Origin of the sequence: Rhodococcus sp. IEGM 1351 (genome assembly GCF_030056875.1) — a bacterium.
Classification (GTDB): domain Bacteria; phylum Actinomycetota; class Actinomycetes; order Mycobacteriales; family Mycobacteriaceae; genus Rhodococcus_F; species Rhodococcus_F opacus.
On record NZ_JASHKU010000001.1, the window covers coordinates 263811 to 281078 of the forward strand.

The window sequence follows — 17268 nt, forward strand, 5'->3', positions numbered from 1 at the left end:
GAGACATGAACGGCGACGAGACGGTCTACACCCACGGTCACGACGAATCGGTGCTGCGAAACCACCGATGGCGCACCGCCGAGAACTCCGCCGGTTATCTGCTCCCGCACCTGCGCGCAGGCATGGCGTTGCTCGACGTCGGGTGCGGGCCGGGCACGATCACCGCCGACCTCGCGGGACTCGTCGCACCCGGAGTCGTCACCGCCGTCGAGATGAACGACGAGGCGCTGTCCCTCGCCAGGAACGAGTTCGCGAAGCGGGGAGTCCCGAACGTCCTGACCGTGGTGTCGGACGTCCACGCCCTCGACTTTCCCGACGACAGCTTCGATGTCGTGCACGCGCATCAGGTCCTGCAACACGTCGGCGATCCGGTGCAGGCGCTGCGCGAGATGAAGCGGGTGTGCAGGCCCGGTGGAATCGTCGCCGCCCGCGACGCCGACTACGGCACCTTCACATGGTTCCCGCCGACACCGGAACTCGACGAATGGCTGACGCTGTACAACTCCATCGCGCGGGCGAACGGTGGTGAACCGGACGCCGGCCGTCGCCTGCGGGCGTGGGCGCACGAGGCGGGTCTCGCCGACGTCGTGAACACCGCGAGCACGTGGTGCTTCTCCTCCGACGAGGATCGCGAGTGGTGGGGAGGGTCCTGGGCCGATCGCTCGCTGCAGTCGCACTACGCGGACCGGGCGCTCGAACTGGGGCTCGCCACCGTGGCGGACCTGGAACGCATCGCGGCGGGCTGGCGTTCGTGGGTGCGGGAGGACGACGGCTGGTTCGCGCTGCTGCACAGCGAGATCCTCTGCCGGGTGTAGCAGCGCGGAGGGAAATCACGCAACGAGTGCCCGAGGATGGAACACTCGCCCCATGACGACGTTACGGGTGGGTCGACTGTGGTTGGCGGGACTGATGGTGGCTCTGATCGGGCTGGTGCTCGCACCCGGCGCCTCCGCAGCCCCGGACAGAGCAGTCTTCTCCGGCGCCTCGGACCAGGTGATCACGGTCTACGCGCCGTCCGCGGGGGCAGTGATCGCCGAACTGACCGCCTGGGAACGGACTGCGGACGGCACGTGGCAGGTGTTCGCGGGCCCCGTCCCCGCCGACGTCGGCGCAGAAGGAATCGGTGCGGCGAACGAATTCTCCACCCGCACGCCGGCCGGTGTCTTTCCGCTGTCGCAGGCGTTCGGCCGGCAGCCCGCACCGGAGACGGCGATGCCGTATTTCCAGTCGGACCGGCGGGACTGGTGGGATTCCAATCCGCTCTCGGCCACGTACAACACGCACGTCCGGCAGGACGCGAGCCCCGGTGGTAACAGCGAGAACCTCTACACGGCCGGACCGCTGTACGACTACGCGGTCGCGATCGGCTACAACGCCGCCCGCGTTCCCGGCCTCGGTTCGGCGATGTTCCTGCACGTCACGGACGGCACCACCACCGAAGGGTGCGTCGCCATCGACCGCGACACGCTGACCTCACTCCTCGGCCGGCTCGACCCGGCGAAGAACCCCGTCATCGAGATCGCCGTAGGCGCGTAGCGCCCGTGCGCCTTTCTGGTTGCTCCAGCTACCAAAAAGGCGCACGGGCGGCGGAGCCGCCTACAGGCCGGGACGCTTGCCGATGGTGAGGGTGGGGGTGGAGACACCGGCGAAGAAGTCCTCGCCCTTGTCGTCGACCACGATGAACGCGGGGAAGTCCTCGACCTCGATCTTCCAGACCGCTTCCATGCCGAGCTCTTCGTACTCGACGATCTCGACCTTCTTGATGCAGTCGAGGGCGAGACGCGCCGCGGGACCGCCGATGGACCCGAGGTAGAAGCCGCCGTACGACTTGCATGCGTCGGTGACCTGCTTGGAGCGGTTGCCCTTCGCGAGCATCACCATCGAACCGCCCGCGGCCTGGAACTGCTCCACGTAGGAGTCCATGCGACCGGCGGTGGTGGGGCCGAAGGAACCGGACGCCATGCCGTCGGGGGTCTTGGCCGGGCCGGCGTAGTACACCGGGTGGTCCTTGAGGTACTGCGGCATGTCCTCGCCGGCGTCGAGCCGTTCCTTGATCTTGGCGTGGGCGATGTCGCGCGCGACGACGAGCGGGCCGGTGAGCGACAGCCGCGTCTTCACCGGGTGCTTGGACAGCTCGGCGAGGATTTCGGGCATCGGCTTGGTGAGGTCAATCTTCACTGCGGCGCCCTTGCCGGTGCCGGAGACGCCGTCGGTCTCGGCGTCGAGCTGGGCGTCGGTGACCTCGGGGAGGAACTTCCCCGGGTTGAATTCGAGCTGCTCGAGGAAGACGCCCTCGGGGGTGATCTTCGCCTTGGCCTGGCGGTCCGCCGAGCAGGACACGGCGAGAGCGACGGGCAGCGACGCGCCGTGCCGGGGGAGGCGGATGACGCGGACGTCGTGGCAGAAGTACTTGCCGCCGAACTGTGCGCCGATGCCGATCTGACGCGTCAGCTCGAGCACCTTCTCCTCGAGTTCCAGGTCGCGGAATCCGCGGCCGGTGATCGCACCCTCGTTGGGGAGTTCGTCCAGGTAGTGCGCCGACGCGTACTTGGCCGTCTTGAGCGCGAACTCCGCGGACGTGCCGCCCACGACGATCGCGAGGTGGTACGGCGGGCAGGCTGCGGTGCCGAGGGCGCGGATCTTCTCCTCGAGGAACCGCATCATGCCGTCCGGGTTCAGGATCGCCTTGGTCTCCTGGAACAGGTAGGACTTGTTGGCGCTGCCGCCGCCCTTGGCCATGTACAGGAACTTGTAGGCGTTCTCGTGGCCGGTCGCCGTGTCGGCGTAGAGCTCGATCTGGGCGGGGAGGTTGCTCCCGGTGTTCTTCTCGTCCCACATCGTGATCGGCGCGTTCTGCGAGTACCGCAGGTTGAGCCGGGTGTAGGCGTCGTAGACCCCCCGGGCGATGGCCTTCTCGTCGTCGCCGGGGGTGAGGACGTGCTGGCCGCGCTTGCCCATGACGATCGCGGTGCCGGTGTCCTGACACATCGGCAGCACGCCGGCCGCGGAGATGTTGGCGTTCTTGAGCAGATCCAGTGCCACGAACTTGTCGTTGCCCGATGCCTCGGGATCGTCGAGGATGCTCGCGAGCTGCGTCAGATGGTCGGTGCGCAGGTAATGCGAGATGTCGTGGAGCGCGGTCTCGGTGAGCAGGCGCAGCGCCTCGGGCTCGACGGACAGGAAGGTGCGGCCGTCGGGTCCTTCGACGGTCGACACCCCCTCGGTGGTCAGCAGCCGATACTCGGTGGGGTCCTCACCGATCGGCAGCAAGTCCTCGTAGAGGAAGTCGGCCATTCTATCTCCTGGACAGCGGGTTGTGTGAAGTTCGTATCCAGGCTAGACGCGGGCTCCGGCAGCCCTGTGACGCGGGGGCATGCTTCGACCTGCGCAGTGGCGTGGCTCACAGAGGTTTCACAGACGAATCCGTACACTTGACTTGATGCGTGTACGCGAAGCAGATCGGCCGGCCGAATGACCCCTGAAGTCCAGTGCGCCGGAGCTGTCGACGGCGAGACGTCCGGTGCACGCGCGAAGCGGCCCGTGCTGCATGCCTACCTCGACATCGCGATCGTGGTGGTCGTCCTCGTGGCCACGAATCTGATCGCACACTTCACCACCGCGTGGGCGAGCATCGCCACCGTTCCCATCGCCGCTGTCGTGCTGCTCGTGCTCACCCGCCGCCGCGGACTCGGCTGGGTCGAACTGGGGCTCTCGCCCCGGCACTGGCGAAAGGGTTCGTTGTACGCGCTGGCGGCGATGGGACTCGTGATCGGCGTCGTGGCGATCGGCGCGGCCCTGCCGATCACCCGCCCCTTCTTCATGGCCGACCGGTACGCCACCCTGTCCGGTGCGCTCGTCGCGTCGATGATCGTCATCCCGTTGCAGACCGTCATCCCCGAGGAGCTCGCGTTCCGCGGCGTACTGCAGGGCACCCTCGGCCGGGTCTACGGCGCACGTGGCGTGTTCGCGGCCGGATCGCTGATGTTCGGTCTCTGGCACATCGCGTCGTCGCTGGGACTGACGTCGGGGAACAAGGGGCTGTCCGGGTTCCTCGGAGGCGGGGTTGCCGGTCAGGTGCTGGGCATCCTGGGGGCAGTCGTCGCCACCGCCGCCGCGGGCGTCGTGTTCACCTGGCTCCGCCGCCGCAGCGGCAGTCTGATCGCGCCCATCGCGCTGCACTGGTCACTGAACGGCGCGGGTGCGCTCGCCGCCGCCATCGTGTGGCACACGACCATGGCCTGAGTCCGCAAGTCAGCCGGCTTCCGGCGTTCCGAGCCATTCGAGCAGCTTTTCGTACACCGACTCGTGGTTGAGCATCGTGAAATGGTTCGCGGGCGCGAGGTGCATGCCGTCCTCGTCGCGGAAGCCGATCATCCGCGTCCGGTTACGGCCGGACGCACTCGGCACGAGCACCATGCCGTCGCCGAGCAGGCGTCCCAGCGGGTGTCTCGGGCTGCGCGTGATGGTCGCGGAGACGAAGCAGTACGTCACGCCGTCGAGGAGCGGGACCTCACTGCACGCCGCGGCGCGGAGCGCGTCGGGATCGCGATCGCGCCAGTCCTCGTCGACGAGCGAACCCTGGTTCAGATCGCGGATGCCGGCGCTCCTTCTGCGCAGGAGCCCGGAGATCGCCCGCGTCTCGGGCAGTGCGGCCAGGCCGGCGCTCGCGTAGTGGACGGCCTGCTCCAACGGGGCTCCGAGGTGGGGTGAGCCGAGACTCACGACATGTTGAACCTGCCTCACCCACGGGCGGTCGTCGAGGAAGGCGATCCGGCAGGCGCTGCGGGCGACGAGGCCACCCATGGAATGCCCGACGAGGGCGATCGACTCGACCTGGACCGGCCAGTGCTCGGTGACCGCGTCCAGAAGTTCGGACAGGCTCCTGCCGTTGTCCGAGATGTGCCTGCCGGAGTTGTACCGGATCTGCAACGCCGTGTACCCCAGGTCCGTCCCGAGCCGTTCACCGTAGGTGGGACGGCGACCCAGTGCCCACGCGTCCTCGGTCTCGACGAGTCCGTGCAGGAAGACGACGATGCGGCCACCGGCGCGCGGGAAGGCGTCGGCGAGCGTGCCCGCGTCCGGTGCGAGCGCGACACCGTTCACCCGTATCGACAGGGGTTCGGCGAGCGGCGACCCCTCCGATTCCAGTATGTCGCCGATCAGACCCTGGATCGCGGCGATGGCCTGGGCTCCGCGGCGTGTCTGGGACGGGGCGACGTTCTCCGACGACGGGAGATCGAGGAACCGTCCTGCGAGGGAACCACCGAGACGTGCGGTGTCGGCGACGAGTGTGTACGCGGCGCCCGAGATCTCGTCGTGGAGCAGTTTGGCGGGGACGGCGTGGGAGCCGACACCGAGCCGGATGCCGGCGAAGACACGATCCGAGATGGCGCGGTGGATGCTGCCGATGCCGGTGGCGGCGGCCCCGATTTCCTCGAGGGCCAGCCGGGCGAGGGCCCGCACCTCGGAGCGGCGTCTGATCTGCGGGTCGGTCACGAGATTTGAGTGTACGCATGTGCACTGAGATGCGCGCGTGTTACGGAAGTGTCGAACATATGCGCCGCAGTCGATTATTTCGAGAATAAATCAACGGTGAAGCGGAAAAGTTGATCTTCGGAAGGTCGACTCAATTGGTCGACCGACCAATTCCGGGAACTCGCTGGTGACGTGGATAATGAACATGTTCACGTCACGCATTAATCGCCGTGATAGGCACGTGATTGAGCCGAACGAAGTGTGCCGACAACGCCGTGACGGGGCTCGCGCGCCTGAGCGTGCGAACCCCGTCACGGGTGTTCAAGTCTTGTGCCAGCGGAAATGCTAGCCAATCGTGGCCGCGGCCGCGGTTGCGGCGTCTGCGCCACCGCCCAATGCGTCGGCGGAACCCGAGAAGAAGTCCAGGGCACCGGCGAGGTCGGAGAAGGCGGAGAAGAATTCGGACAGGAAGGCGAGATCCATGCTTTTAACTCCTTGCTCGGTTGTGGGCATTTATGTCGGCGCTGAGCGGGCGCCGGATTCATTCCTACCGTTATTGAAATGAGATCGCAATCCGAAGGTTTAACCGAAATGAAACGCAGGACGAATTACCGGGTTCCGACCAGGTGAGAAGCCCGTGTCCGGATTCACATCCGTCGGGCCTGATCCCACGATGTGGGAGCCGCGGCGCTGCCTGAATACCGCCGTCGCCGGGCGCCGGCGGGGCTATCCTCGTCCCACGACGTGTAGCGCCTTCCGGACATACCGACGTATAGGGGAATCCATCATGCGCAAGACCATCGTCACCGGTATCGCGGTCGCGGCCATCGCTCTGCTCGGCGCGGCCGGCTGTTCCGACGACAGTTCGAACGAGGCTCCGATCGCGACCACGACGACCTCCTCGGCGTCCGACCGGGTGGAAGGCGCGATCAGCAGTGTCCAAGCCACGGCGTCGTCCGCTGTGAACACCGCGCGCGAGGCCACGCAGAACGCGATCAACTCGGCCATCTCGGCGGTCCCGATCGGATTCGAGTCGGGAACCGCCGAGCTCAACGCGATCTCCGACGTCACCGTCAGCGCAGTGGCCGCAGCGCTGAACGCCAGCGACAACAACATCCGGATCGAGGCGTACGCCGCCAACTCGGACGAGTCCGCCGCCGAACTGCTGGCCGATCAGCGCGCCCAGGCCGTCGCAAACGCACTCGAGGCCAAGGGCGTCGACAAGAGCCGTATTTCCGTCGAAGGAACGGCGAACCCGCCCGAAGGCGTGAACGCCGATCAGGTGGAGATCACCGTCGAGGACAGCTGACCGGCACGGTCAGTGCAGGACCGCCCGGTGCTCGTTCGTGAACGGGACGTGCTCGGCGGTTCTGCCGTCGCGGAGTTTGAGCACCCACTCGGGATCGGACAGCAGCGCGCGACCCACCGCGACGAGATCGAATTCGCCGTTCTCGTACTGCCGGAGCAGGCGGTCGATACCGGCGGTGTTCGACGCGCCGTCCGAGGTGAAGGCCGTCGTGAACACGTCGTCGAGGCCCACCGAACCGACCGTGATGGTGGGTAGTCCGGTCAGCCGTTTGGTCCAGCCGGCCAGGCCCAGTTCCCCGTCCTCACCGGCCAGCTCGGCGAACGCCGGTTCCCAGTGCCTGCGGGTGGAGGGGTGCAGCACGTCGACACCGGCGGCGACGAGGGGTGCGAGCACGGCCGCGAGTTCGTCGGGGGATTGTGCAATCCGGGAGTCGTAGTGGTTCGACTTCCACTGGCTGAAGCGGTAGACGATCGCGAAGTCCTCGCCGACGGCCTCGCGGATCGCTGCGACCACCTCGGCGGGGAACCGGGTGCGGTCCTCGAGGGATCCGCCGTAGCCGTCGGACCGGACATTCGTGCGGTCCCACAGGAACTGGTCGAGCAGATAGCCGTGGGCACCGTGGAGTTCGATGCCGTCGAAGCCCACGTCGCGTGCGTTGACGGCGGCCGCCACCCACGACTCGCGCAGCGCGTCGAGATCGGATTCGGTGAATTCGCGTCCCAGGCGGGTCCCGTCCAGCGCGATTCCGGACGGGCTGGCGGTGGTCACGTCGGGATTCAGGCGGGGCCGCGGACCGCGTTCGACACCCAGGTGCCACAGCTGCGGGATGATCTGCCCGCCCTCGTCGTGGACCGCGTCCACCACCGATTTCCAGCCCGCGAGGCTGTCCGGTCCGTAGAGCCGCGGCACCCGGGTGTGAGATCCGGCGGCCGGGTCGGGAATGTACGTCCCCTCGGTGATGACGAGTCCGACGCCGCCCGCCGCACGCCGCCGGTAGTAGGCCGCGACATCGTCCCCGGGAACGCCGCCGGGGGAGAAAGCTCTGGTCATGGGTGCCATCGCGAAGCGGTTCCGTAGCCGGAGGGATTTGACGGCGAACGACTCGAAGAGCCCGTCCACGGGTAGCGGTGTTTCGGTCATGCCTGTCTGCAACTGATCTTGGTTACGCACTATTCCTGCATACGGCCTGCTGTGTAGTTGTAATCTGAAGTCACAGTCGACACTCGCTGCCGGCGCGTGGGCCCTCGCCCACGCCCGGTCTGACGGGAGGGTGCACTGATGGGCACGAACGACGGAAAACCTGCCGATCTGGTGCTGTTCGGTGACGTGGTCACCATGAACGACGCCGCGCCACGCGCTCGGGCAGTCGCGGTGCGCGACGGGCGGATCGCCGCCGTCGGCAACGATTCCGCGGTGTTCCCGCTGATCGGACCGGCAACGATCACGGTCGACCTGCACCGCGCATGCATACTCCCGGGCTTCATCGAGGCGCACGGCCACCCGCTGAACTCCGCGGTGTTGCTCGGCGAACCGGTGGTGGACATCAGGCCGGTGACCATCGCCGATGCGGGGGAGGTGGTCGACGCCGTGCGCCGCGCCGTCGACGAACACCCCGACGGCGCCGTCCTCAACGGCTGGGATCCCCTGCTCCAGAAGGGACTGCCCGAACCGACCCGTGACTGGCTCAATTCGATCGCTCCCGACACGTCCCTGGTGATCCTGCACAACACCGGCCATGTGGCCTACTTCAACGACGTCGCCGCGCGGGATTCCGGATTGACCAAGGACACGCCGGACCCCGAGGGCGGTAGTTTCGGCCGCGACGAGTCGGGTGAACTGGACGGTTCGGCGTTCGAGGCGCCCGCGGTGATGGCGGTGGCCGCCTCGATCCTCGCCGGCGCGAGCACCCGGCTCCCGGAGCTCCTCGCCGCGGAATGCGCGCGGATGAACGCGGCAGGGATCACCACCGCCAGTGAGATGGCGTTCGACCCACGCTTCCGTAGCGCCGTGACCGCGTTCGCGCGGTCCGGCGCTCTCACCACCCGGCTGCGGCTGTACGAGATGTCGAACCCGGAGCGCGCCACGGACGTGTCACCCGGAGTCGGAAACGACCTGCTGCGCCAGGTGGGCATCAAGATCTGGTCGGACGGCTCGCCGTGGGTGGGCAACGCGGCCACCAGCTTTCCGTACCTCGACACGGACGTCACCCGGTCGCTCGGCCTCGCCGGAACGCGTGGTGAGGCCAATTACACGACGGACGAGATTCTCGAGATCAGCAAGCCGTACTTCGAGAAAGGCTGGCAGATCTCCTGTCACGCCAACGGCGACGCCGCGGTCGCCCTGGTCCTCGACGCGTGGGAGCGGATGCTCGCCGACTCGCCACGCGAAGACCACCGACTCCGGCTCGAGCACGTCGGGGCGATGACCCCGGACCAGTTCCGCCGAGCGACCGAACTCGGCGTCACGTGCAGCCTTTTCGTCGACCACCTCTACTACTGGGGCGACGTGCTCGTCGACGACCTGTTCGGTCCCGAGCGCGGAGCACGCTGGGCGGCTGCCGGTTCCGCGATCAAGGCGGGCCAGCGGATCTCGTTCCACAACGATGGCCCGGTCACCCCGACCAACCCGCTGCGCAACATCGCCGACGCCGTCACCCGCCGCACCCGATCGGGACGTGTGCTCGCTCCCGAGGAACGGATCTCCGTCCCGGATGCCCTGCGGGCGGAGACGATCAACTCGGCGTGGCACCTCCGGAGCGAGGACGCCATCGGGGCGATCGTCCCCGGTATGCACGCCGATCTCGTCGTGTTGTCGGCCAACCCACTGCTGGTGGATCCCGACGACATCGCGGGTCTCGAGGTGCTCGCCACGATCCTGGAGGGTCGGACGGTCTTCGGAAAGCTGGAGTGATCCGGGTGGCGCCTGGGTCGAGGGCTCTGCGGTCGATCGGGACGTCAGCCGGAAACTGGATCCGGACTTCGGGTTACACCCGCAAATGGCTGGTTCTCGGCGTCGTGATCGGGATCGTCGCCGGGCTCGGAGCGGTCGTGTTCTACGTCGCGCTGTCGGAGGCGACGCAACTGCTGATCGTCGGCATCGGGGGTTACCACCCGCCGACCGCGGCGGGTGACGGTGGGGCGGTCGGCAGCCGGGAGTTCACGAGACCGTGGGCAATCCCGCTCGTGGTGTGCCTGGGTGGTCTGGTGTCGGGCATCATCGTGTTCACGCTGGCACCGGAGGCCGAGGGGCACGGCACCGACGCGGCGATCGACGCCGTTCACCGGGATCCCCGCATGATCCGCGTCCGCGTTGTCCTCGTGAAGCTGGTCGCGTCCGCCATCACGATCGGGTCCGGCGGATCCGGCGGTCGCGAGGGACCCACCGCGCAGATCTCGGCGGGTTTCGGATCGCTGCTCGCCCGCAGGCTGGACCTGTCCCCACGGGACGGCCGAATCGCCGTGGCGATCGGGATCGGCTCCGGTATCGGCGCGATCTTCGGCGCCCCGCTCGGCGGCGCGGTGTTGTGCTGCACGATTCCCTACAAGGAAGACTTCGATTTCGAGGTGCTTGTGCCGGCGCTGGTCACGTCGATCGTCAGCTACACGGTGTTCGGCAGCTTCCTCGGATTCGGGCCGCTGTTCGGGTACGCCGCTCAGGACTACGTCTTCGACACCCCGGTCCAGCTGGTGTGGTTCGCGCTCATCGGTGTGCTCGGCGGCCTGATCGGATTGCTGTACAGCGGGACGTTCTACACGGCCGTCGATCTCACCCACCGTCTGCCCGGCAGCCGGATCGTCAAACCGGCGGTCGGCGGGCTGCTCGTCGGACTGATGGCGCTCGTGTTGCCGGAGGTGCTGGGCAGCGGTTACGGCTGGATCCAGCAGTCGATGGCCCGCGCCGACCTCACGGCGATCCCGCTGTGGGTGGTGCTGCTGTTGCCGTTCGCGAAGATCCTCGCGACGTCGCTGTCCATCGGCTCGGGGGGATCCGGCGGCATCTTCGGCCCGGGAATGGTGATCGGGGCGTTCACCGGCGCAGCGGTGTGGCGACTGCTGGAACCGTTTGCCCCGGGCGTCCCCGACAATCCGGCGCCCTTCGTCATCGTCGGCATGATGGCCTGCTTCGGGAGCATCGCCCGCGCTCCTCTCGCGGTCATGCTGATGGTCGCGGAGATGACGGGCAGCGTCGGTGTGCTGGTGCCGGGAATGATCGCTGTCGGGCTCGCCTATCTCATCGTGCGCCGATCGGGGAAGACGATCTACCGGGCGCAGCTCGAGAACCGTGCGGAAGCTCGGCTCGCCCCGGGATGATCGGATCGGGGTCCGTGTGCGGAGTGCCGGGTGGATTCCGGCATGCTTGTGGCCATGACTGTTCACGTTCCTCAGTACGTCGACCTCCTCTGGCCAGCGCTTCAGGCTGCCATTGCTCTCGGTGGGTCGGCGTCCAACGAGGAGCTCGACAGTGCAGTCGTTGAGCGAGAAGGGCTTTCGTCCGACGTGCAGGGTGTGCTGCACGGTGACGGTCCCAGCACCGAGATCGAGTACCGGTTGGCGTGGGCCCGCACCTACCTCAAGGGGATGGGTCTGCTCACGAACAGCCGGCGCGGGGTGTGGAGTGTGACGGAGAAGGGCCGCGAGGTCGCCGAGAGCGAGATCCGCCCCCTGCACGCCGAGTTCTCCGCCGAGAACCGCAAGAAGAATGCCGCCCGCAAATCAGCGAAGGCCGCGTCCCGCCGCAACGACGAACCGGATGCCAACATTGCCGAGGCCGAGAACGACGCGGACTGGAAGGACCTCCTGCTCGACACGGTCCTGAAGATGTCGCCGCCCGCGTTCGAGCGGCTGACCCAGCGGTTGCTGCGGGAGGCCGGATTCTCGAGCGCGTCCGTCACCGGTCGCGGCGGTGACGGGGACATCGAGGGGCTCGGGGTGTATCAGTTGTCGTTGCTCAGTTTCCCCGTGTTCTTCCAGTGCAAGCGCTACAGCGGCAGCGTCGGGGCCGGCGCGGTGCGCGATTTCCGCGGCGCGATGGCGGGCCGCGGCGAGAAGGGCCTGCTCATCACCACCGGAACGTTCACCGGTGACGCCCGCACGGAGTCCAAGAGGGACGGGGCGCCGCCGATCGACCTGATCGACGGCGACCGGCTGTGCGACCTGTTGAAGGAGCATTCACTGGGTGTCCAGACCACCACGCGTCTCGTCGAGGACGTCGAGGTCAGGTCGGATTACTTCCACTCGCTGGAGCCGAAATGATCAGCGCCGGGTCACCTACCCGGTGCCCGGACACTCTTTCCCGTTGCGGTATGGCCACGAAGCGATCACGCAGGCCCTGAAGCGGTGCCGACAGTGTCCTTCCGTGTGTAAAGAGGAAGTTAAATACACATGTCGCTGACGTGAAAGACGATCGAGGGAAGTCGTTATGACGACCACGACGCCGTGGCCGTTGACGGGCCACAGGGCACGGCCGCCCGCCGGAATGCTCGCGGACCGTCGCTTCGGGATGCTCGTCGACCAGTTCTTCCGACTCTTCCACGACAGCAGCCAGGGCGGCGGCGCGCTGGCCGTCTATCTCCACGGTGAACCGGTCGTCGACGTGTGGGCGGGATGGGCCAGCCGCGACACGTTCTGGCAGGACGACACCGTCACCCTCACGTTCTCCACGGGCAAGGGCGTCGCGTCCACGGTGCTGCACCGGCTCGCGGGACGCGGGATCATCGACTACGACACGCCGGTGGCGCAGTACTGGCCCGAGTTCGCCGCCGAGGGCAAGGACGAGATCACGGTGCGCGAACTGCTGTCGCACCGCGCCGGACTGCACCGGGTTCGTGGGCTCGTGCCCGGACCGCTGAGTCTGATGGACCATTCGCTGGTCAGTGCCGCACTGGCCGCGGCGACCCCGGATCAGCGGCGGCTGAAGGTCCCCGGATATCACGCGGTGACGTTCGGTTCGCTCGTCGCCGAACTGACGTCCCGCGCGGCCGGGAAACCCTTCACCGAACTGGTGCGCACCGAGGTCGCCGAACCGCTCGGGGTGAAGGAGTTCTGGTACGAGGTGCCGCCGGCCGAGCGTGCCCGGATCGCGAGGACCTTCCCGCACATCAACCCGTTCGGCGTTCCGTGGGGAGCCACGTCGTTCGCGATGTCGCGGCTGCCCGGTCTGCGCAACCTCGCCGACGCGGGCATGCCCGCGGGTTTCGATGCCCTCGTCCGCAACCCCGCGATCCACGACAGCGTGATGCCGGGATGGAACGGCGTGTTCAGTGCCCGCGCGCTGGCGCGGATGTACGGGGCGCTGGCGAACGGCGGAACCGTCGGCGGTGTGGAGTTCCTCCCGCCGGACGTCGTGGCGCAACTGAGCCAGGTGCAGACGACGGCCCGCGACTACGTCCTGGGCATACAGATGAACTGGCGGCTCGGCTACCACGCGGGAATGGTGGCACGCCGCAGGCAGCCGTCGAATACCTTCGGGCACTACGGCTTGGGTGGGTCGGGCGCGTTCGCCGACGCCGACAGCGGGCTGTCGATCGCCTTCGTCACCAACCGGCTCGGCAACATGCTGACCCCCATCGCCGACCTCCGCCTGCCGAAGCTCGGCTCGACGGCGCTCGCCATCGCCGAGCGGCTGTAGCCGAGCAGTTCCGGCCGCCGGCGAACCAATTCGATTTCGACGCGCCGTTTTTCGATCGTCGCGAGCCGCAGGTCTGGAGAGCGGGGGACCGGTAGCATCGTGTCCGTGACCGACGCGACCGCCCACACCAGCCGTCCTGATCGGTTGCGTGTCCTCGTCTACAGCGACGATGCGAACACCCGCCAGAAGGTTGTGCTGGCGCTGGGGACGCGTCCGCACCCCGACCTTCCGGAGTTGGAATACGTCGAGGTGGCGACCGCGCCCGTGGTGATTCGGCAGATGGATGCCGGCGGTGTCGACCTGGCCGTTCTGGACGGGGAGGCGGTGCCCGCGGGCGGGATGGGGATCGCGAAGCAGTTGAAGGACGAGATCGACGACTGCCCCCCGATCCTGGTTCTGACCGGGCGCCCCGACGACGCCTGGCTGGCCACCTGGTCGCGGGCCGAGGCCGCGGTGCCGCATCCGCTCGACCCGATCCGGTTGTCCGAAGCGGTCATAGCGCTGCTGCGCACCCGCCGCTCAGCTTAGGCTCTCCTGACTCCGATTTCCGCCGCGTGAAGGTGCATCGAGCGCCTGTGCCGCAGGGGTTTTCCGTACTTCGAGATCGCCTGGAACTCGCACGGTCAAATCGACCGGGCTCGACTACTTCCCTTGTACGCTGTGGCATAACTCACAAGAGCGTAGCTTCGGAAACGACCGTCCGGGAATCGGGCGGACAGGCTCGGGAAGAGGGGAGCTGAGACGGATTGAATGTCTACGTGCCGATCCTCGTGCTCGGGGCGATTGCGGTCGCGTTCGCGGTCTTCTCCGTGATCGTGGCGAGGATCGTCGGTCCGAGGCGCTACAACCGTGCCAAGCTCGACGCCTACGAGTGCGGCATCGAGCCGACACTCTCGCCTCTGGGTGCGGGCCGCATCCCGGTGAAGTACTACCTGACGGCCATGCTCTTCATCATCTTCGACATCGAGATCGTCTTCCTCTATCCGTGGGCTGTTCATTTCGATGCTCTCGGTTTCTTCGGTCTCGGGGCCATGGCCCTGTTCATCTTCAACGTCTCCGTCGCCTACGCGTACGAGTGGCGGCGTGGCGGTCTCAGTTGGGACTGATCGGTCCCGCCAGCGATCCAAAAGCTAAGTCGGAAGAGAAGAGTCGGATATGGGCATCGAGGAGAAGCTGCCGAGCGGCTTCCTGCTGACCACGGTCGAAGGGCTCGCGGGTTACGTCCGCAAGGGCTCGCTGTGGCCGGCGAGTTTCGGGCTCGCCTGTTGCGCGATCGAGATGATGGCGACCGCAGGCGGACGCTTCGACATCGCCCGTTTCGGCATGGAGGCGTTCCGGGCGTCGCCGCGGCAGGCGGACCTGATGATCGTGGCCGGCCGGGTGAGCCAGAAGATGGCGCCGGTGCTGCGGCAGATCTACGACCAGATGGTCGAGCCGAAGTGGGTGCTGGCGATGGGCGTCTGCGCGTCGTCGGGCGGCATGTTCAACAACTACGCGATCGTGCAGGGCGTCGACCACATCGTGCCGGTGGACATCTATCTGCCGGGGTGCCCGCCGAGGCCCGAGATGCTGCTGAACGCGATCCTCGCCCTGCACGAGAAGATCCAGCAGATGCCGCTCGGCGTTCATCGCGAGGAGGTGGCGCGGGCGGCGGAGCAGGCGGCGCTGGCCGCCACCCCCACCATCCAGATGAAGGGCCTTCTGAGATGAGTGGCGTGGATCGGTGGGCTGAGCCAGGTCGAGGAACCGAGATCCGGCGTCTGGGCCGTCCGGTCTGGACTGAGGAGCGAGGGAGCGTAGCGAGTGAGTGACGAGGGAAGGCCGGACGTAGAAGCCCAGACGCCCGCGAGCGAAGCGAGCCATGTCCCCGCGAGCCATGTCCCAGAACAGATCGGTGTGCGCAAGGGGCTGTTCGGGGTGCGGGGTAGTGGGGATACGTCGGGGTATGGGCGGTTGGTGCGTCCGGTGTTGTTGCCGGGGAGTACGCCGCGGCCGTACGGCGGATATTTCGACGAGGTCGCGGATGGGCTGGGGGCGGCGTTGGCGGAGTCGGGTGTGGATTTCGAGGTGGCGATCGAGTCGGTTGTGGTGTTTCGGGGTGAGGTGACGTTCGGTGTGCGGCGGGAGTTTTTGCCGTTGGTGGCGCGGGCGTTGCGTGATGAGCCGGATCTGCGGTTCGAGATGTGTCTGGGTGTGAATGGTGTGCATTTCCCGCAGGATGCGGGCCGGGAGTTGCATGCGGTGTATCCGTTGTTGTCGATCACGCACAATCGTCGGATTCGTCTGGAGGTCGCGGCACCGGATGCGGATCCGCACATCCCGTCGTTGTACGAGGTGTATCCGACGAACGATTGGCACGAGCGGGAGACGTACGACTTCTTCGGGATCGTGTTCGATGGTCATCCGTCGTTGACCCGGATCGAGATGCCGGATGACTGGCCGGGTCATCCGCAGCGGAAGGACTATCCGCTCGGCGGCATTCCCGTTGAGTACAAGGGCGCGGAGATCGCGCCGCCCGACGAGCGGCGGGGGTACAACTGATGAGCGAGGACACGGTTTTCACTGTCGCGGGTCAGGACTGGGACGAGGTCGTCGATGCGGTGAAGGCGTCGTCGGGTGATGCGGGTTCGGAGGGCGCCGAGGAGCGGATCGTCGTCAATATGGGTCCGCAGCATCCGTCGACGCACGGGGTGTTGCGGCTCATCTTGGAGATCGAGGGTGAGACGGTCACGGAGGCCCGGTGCGGTATCGGTTATCTGCATACGGGGATCGAGAAGAATCTCGAGTACCGGACGTGGACGCAGGGCGTGACGTTCGTGACGCGGATGGATTACCTGTCGCCGTTCTTCAACGAGACGGCGTATTGCCTCGGCGTGGAGAAGATGCTCGACATCACGGATCAGGTGCCGGAGCGGGCGAGCGTCATCCGGGTCATGTTGATGGAGCTCAACCGCATCTCCTCGCATCTGGTGGCGTTGGCCACGGGTGGTATGGAGCTGGGGGCGGTCACGGCGATGCTGTTCGGTTTCCGGGAACGCGAGCTGGTTCTGGACGTGTTCGAGATGATCACGGGACTGCGCATGAATCACGCGTACATCCGGCCGGGCGGTTTGTCGCAGGACCTGCCGGAGGGTGCCGTGGAGAAGGTGCGCGAGTTGCTCACGTTGATGCCGGAACGGCTGCGGGACATGGAGAATCTTCTCAACGACAACCGCATCTGGAAGGGGCGCACGCAGGGCATCGGGTATCTCGACCTCACGGGGTGCATGGCGCTCGGCATCACGGGTCCGATGCTGCGTGCGACGGGTCTGCCGCACGATCTGCGCAAGTCGCAGCCGTATTGCGGTTACGAGAATTACGAGTTCGACGTCAGCACCGACACGGGGTGTGACGCGTATGGCCGCTACCTGATCCGGGTCGACGAGATGAAGGAGTCGCTGAAGATCGTCGAGCAGTGCCTCGACAAGTTGCGGCCGGGCCCGATCATGGCGGAGGACAAGAAGATCGCGTGGCCGGCGGATCTGACATTGGGCCCCGACGGTCTGGGCAATTCGCCCGGGCACGTCCGCGAGATCATGGATTCGTCGATGGAGTCGCTGATCCATCACTTCAAGTTGGTGACGGAGGGTTTCCGGGTGCCGCCGGGTCAGGTGTATGTGGCGGTGGAGTCGCCGCGGGGTGAGCTCGGTGTGCACATGGTGAGCGACGGCGGCACCCGCCCGTACCGGGTGCATTTCCGGGATCCGTCGTTCACGAACCTGCAGTCGGTGGCGGCCACGTGTGAGGGCGGCATGGTTGCGGATGTCATTGCGGCGGTCGCGAGCATCGATCCGGTGATGGGGGGCGTGGACCGATGA

At 67.0% G+C, this 17268-nt stretch carries 17 protein-coding genes; 13 read left to right on the forward strand and 4 right to left on the reverse strand.

The window, feature by feature from the left end; translation table 11 throughout:
- Positions 1-5: 5 nt before the first annotated feature.
- Positions 6-815, forward strand: coding sequence for a class I SAM-dependent methyltransferase (locus QM806_RS01265; protein ID WP_005567020.1), 810 nt, complete (start codon positions 6-8; stop codon positions 813-815).
- A gap of 52 nt (positions 816-867) precedes the next feature.
- Positions 868-1536 (forward strand): L,D-transpeptidase family protein, encoded by a 669-nt coding sequence (locus tag QM806_RS01270; protein ID WP_169693590.1) that lies wholly within the window; start codon positions 868-870, stop codon positions 1534-1536.
- Between the two features lie 60 nt (positions 1537-1596).
- Here QM806_RS01270 and QM806_RS01275 read toward each other — a convergent pair whose 3' ends face one another.
- Positions 1597-3294, reverse strand: a complete 1698-nt coding sequence (locus tag QM806_RS01275) for a fumarate hydratase (RefSeq protein WP_169693589.1) — start codon at positions 3292-3294, stop codon at positions 1597-1599.
- A gap of 177 nt (positions 3295-3471) precedes the next feature.
- Between QM806_RS01275 and QM806_RS01280 the strand changes: the two genes are divergently transcribed.
- Entirely contained in the window at positions 3472-4242 is a 771-nt protein-coding gene (locus tag QM806_RS01280; protein ID WP_169693588.1) for a CPBP family intramembrane glutamic endopeptidase, read from the forward strand.
- 9 nt (positions 4243-4251) lie between these two features.
- Here QM806_RS01280 and QM806_RS01285 read toward each other — a convergent pair whose 3' ends face one another.
- Together QM806_RS01285 and QM806_RS01290 are read right to left on the reverse strand one after the other, a co-directional pair.
- Entirely contained in the window at positions 4252-5496 is a 1245-nt protein-coding gene (locus tag QM806_RS01285) for an esterase/lipase family protein (protein ID WP_005567013.1), read from the reverse strand.
- Positions 5497-5820: 324 nt separating this feature from the next.
- Positions 5821-5958, reverse strand: a complete 138-nt coding sequence (locus QM806_RS01290; protein ID WP_009479155.1) for a hypothetical protein — start codon at positions 5956-5958, stop codon at positions 5821-5823.
- A gap of 304 nt (positions 5959-6262) precedes the next feature.
- Here QM806_RS01290 and QM806_RS01295 point away from each other — a divergent pair, with 304 nt between their 5' ends.
- Positions 6263-6784, forward strand: a complete 522-nt coding sequence (locus tag QM806_RS01295) for an OmpA family protein (RefSeq protein WP_169693587.1) — start codon at positions 6263-6265, stop codon at positions 6782-6784.
- Positions 6785-6793: 9 nt separating this feature from the next.
- Here the strand turns inward: QM806_RS01295 and QM806_RS01300 are convergent, their stop codons facing one another.
- On the reverse strand, positions 6794-7924 hold the full coding sequence (locus QM806_RS01300) for an NADH:flavin oxidoreductase (protein ID WP_043789999.1): 1131 nt from the start codon (positions 7922-7924) through the stop codon (positions 6794-6796).
- 138 nt (positions 7925-8062) lie between these two features.
- Here QM806_RS01300 and QM806_RS01305 point away from each other — a divergent pair, with 138 nt between their 5' ends.
- From QM806_RS01305 to nuoD, 9 genes are all read left to right on the forward strand, one after another.
- Positions 8063-9694: an amidohydrolase gene (locus tag QM806_RS01305; protein ID WP_169693585.1), complete on the forward strand. Its 1632-nt coding sequence runs from the start codon at positions 8063-8065 to the stop codon at positions 9692-9694.
- Complete coding sequence (locus tag QM806_RS01310; protein ID WP_005574808.1) at positions 9691-11094, forward strand: chloride channel protein; 1404 nt, start codon at positions 9691-9693, stop codon at positions 11092-11094. The genes QM806_RS01305 and QM806_RS01310 overlap by 4 nt, the downstream gene beginning before the upstream one ends.
- A gap of 42 nt (positions 11095-11136) precedes the next feature.
- Positions 11137-12036, forward strand: coding sequence for a restriction endonuclease (locus tag QM806_RS01315; RefSeq protein WP_005253670.1), 900 nt, complete (start codon positions 11137-11139; stop codon positions 12034-12036).
- Positions 12037-12202: 166 nt separating this feature from the next.
- Complete coding sequence (locus tag QM806_RS01320) at positions 12203-13411, forward strand: serine hydrolase domain-containing protein (RefSeq protein WP_065490156.1); 1209 nt, start codon at positions 12203-12205, stop codon at positions 13409-13411.
- A gap of 105 nt (positions 13412-13516) precedes the next feature.
- Positions 13517-13939: an Rv3143 family two-component system response regulator gene (locus QM806_RS01325; RefSeq protein WP_037202955.1), complete on the forward strand. Its 423-nt coding sequence runs from the start codon at positions 13517-13519 to the stop codon at positions 13937-13939.
- A 218-nt stretch (positions 13940-14157) separates the two neighbouring features.
- Positions 14158-14517: an NADH-quinone oxidoreductase subunit A gene (locus QM806_RS01330; protein WP_005239104.1), complete on the forward strand. Its 360-nt coding sequence runs from the start codon at positions 14158-14160 to the stop codon at positions 14515-14517.
- Between the two features lie 49 nt (positions 14518-14566).
- Positions 14567-15121 carry a NuoB/complex I 20 kDa subunit family protein gene (locus QM806_RS01335; RefSeq protein WP_005574811.1) on the forward strand — a complete coding sequence of 185 codons (555 nt, stop codon included), beginning with the start codon at positions 14567-14569 and terminating at the stop codon, positions 15119-15121.
- Positions 15122-15214: 93 nt separating this feature from the next.
- Entirely contained in the window at positions 15215-15952 is a 738-nt protein-coding gene (locus QM806_RS01340) for an NADH-quinone oxidoreductase subunit C (RefSeq protein WP_043794073.1), read from the forward strand.
- Positions 15952-17268 (forward strand): NADH dehydrogenase (quinone) subunit D, encoded by a 1317-nt coding sequence (gene nuoD, locus QM806_RS01345; protein ID WP_054246714.1) that lies wholly within the window; start codon positions 15952-15954, stop codon positions 17266-17268. Before QM806_RS01340 ends, nuoD begins: the two co-directional genes overlap by 1 nt.

What these genes read in the sequence shown, in the direction of transcription:
- QM806_RS01265 (WP_005567020.1), top strand. Translation starts at nt 6, where the DNA reads ATGAACGGCGACGAGACGGTCTACACCCACGGTCACGACGAATCGGTG.
- QM806_RS01270 (WP_169693590.1), top strand. Translation starts at nt 868, where the DNA reads ATGACGACGTTACGGGTGGGTCGACTGTGGTTGGCGGGACTGATGGTG.
- QM806_RS01275 (WP_169693589.1), bottom strand. Translation starts at nt 3,294, where the DNA reads ATGGCCGACTTCCTCTACGAGGACTTGCTGCCGATCGGTGAGGACCCC.
- QM806_RS01280 (WP_169693588.1), top strand. Translation starts at nt 3,472, where the DNA reads ATGACCCCTGAAGTCCAGTGCGCCGGAGCTGTCGACGGCGAGACGTCC.
- QM806_RS01290 (WP_009479155.1), bottom strand. Translation starts at nt 5,958, where the DNA reads ATGGATCTCGCCTTCCTGTCCGAATTCTTCTCCGCCTTCTCCGACCTC.
- QM806_RS01295 (WP_169693587.1), top strand. Translation starts at nt 6,263, where the DNA reads ATGCGCAAGACCATCGTCACCGGTATCGCGGTCGCGGCCATCGCTCTG.
- QM806_RS01300 (WP_043789999.1), bottom strand. Translation starts at nt 7,924, where the DNA reads ATGACCGAAACACCGCTACCCGTGGACGGGCTCTTCGAGTCGTTCGCC.
- QM806_RS01305 (WP_169693585.1), top strand. Translation starts at nt 8,063, where the DNA reads ATGGGCACGAACGACGGAAAACCTGCCGATCTGGTGCTGTTCGGTGAC.
- QM806_RS01315 (WP_005253670.1), top strand. Translation starts at nt 11,137, where the DNA reads ATGCTTGTGGCCATGACTGTTCACGTTCCTCAGTACGTCGACCTCCTC.
- QM806_RS01320 (WP_065490156.1), top strand. Translation starts at nt 12,203, where the DNA reads ATGACGACCACGACGCCGTGGCCGTTGACGGGCCACAGGGCACGGCCG.
- QM806_RS01335 (WP_005574811.1), top strand. Translation starts at nt 14,567, where the DNA reads ATGGGCATCGAGGAGAAGCTGCCGAGCGGCTTCCTGCTGACCACGGTC.
- nuoD (WP_054246714.1), top strand. Translation starts at nt 15,952, where the DNA reads ATGAGCGAGGACACGGTTTTCACTGTCGCGGGTCAGGACTGGGACGAG.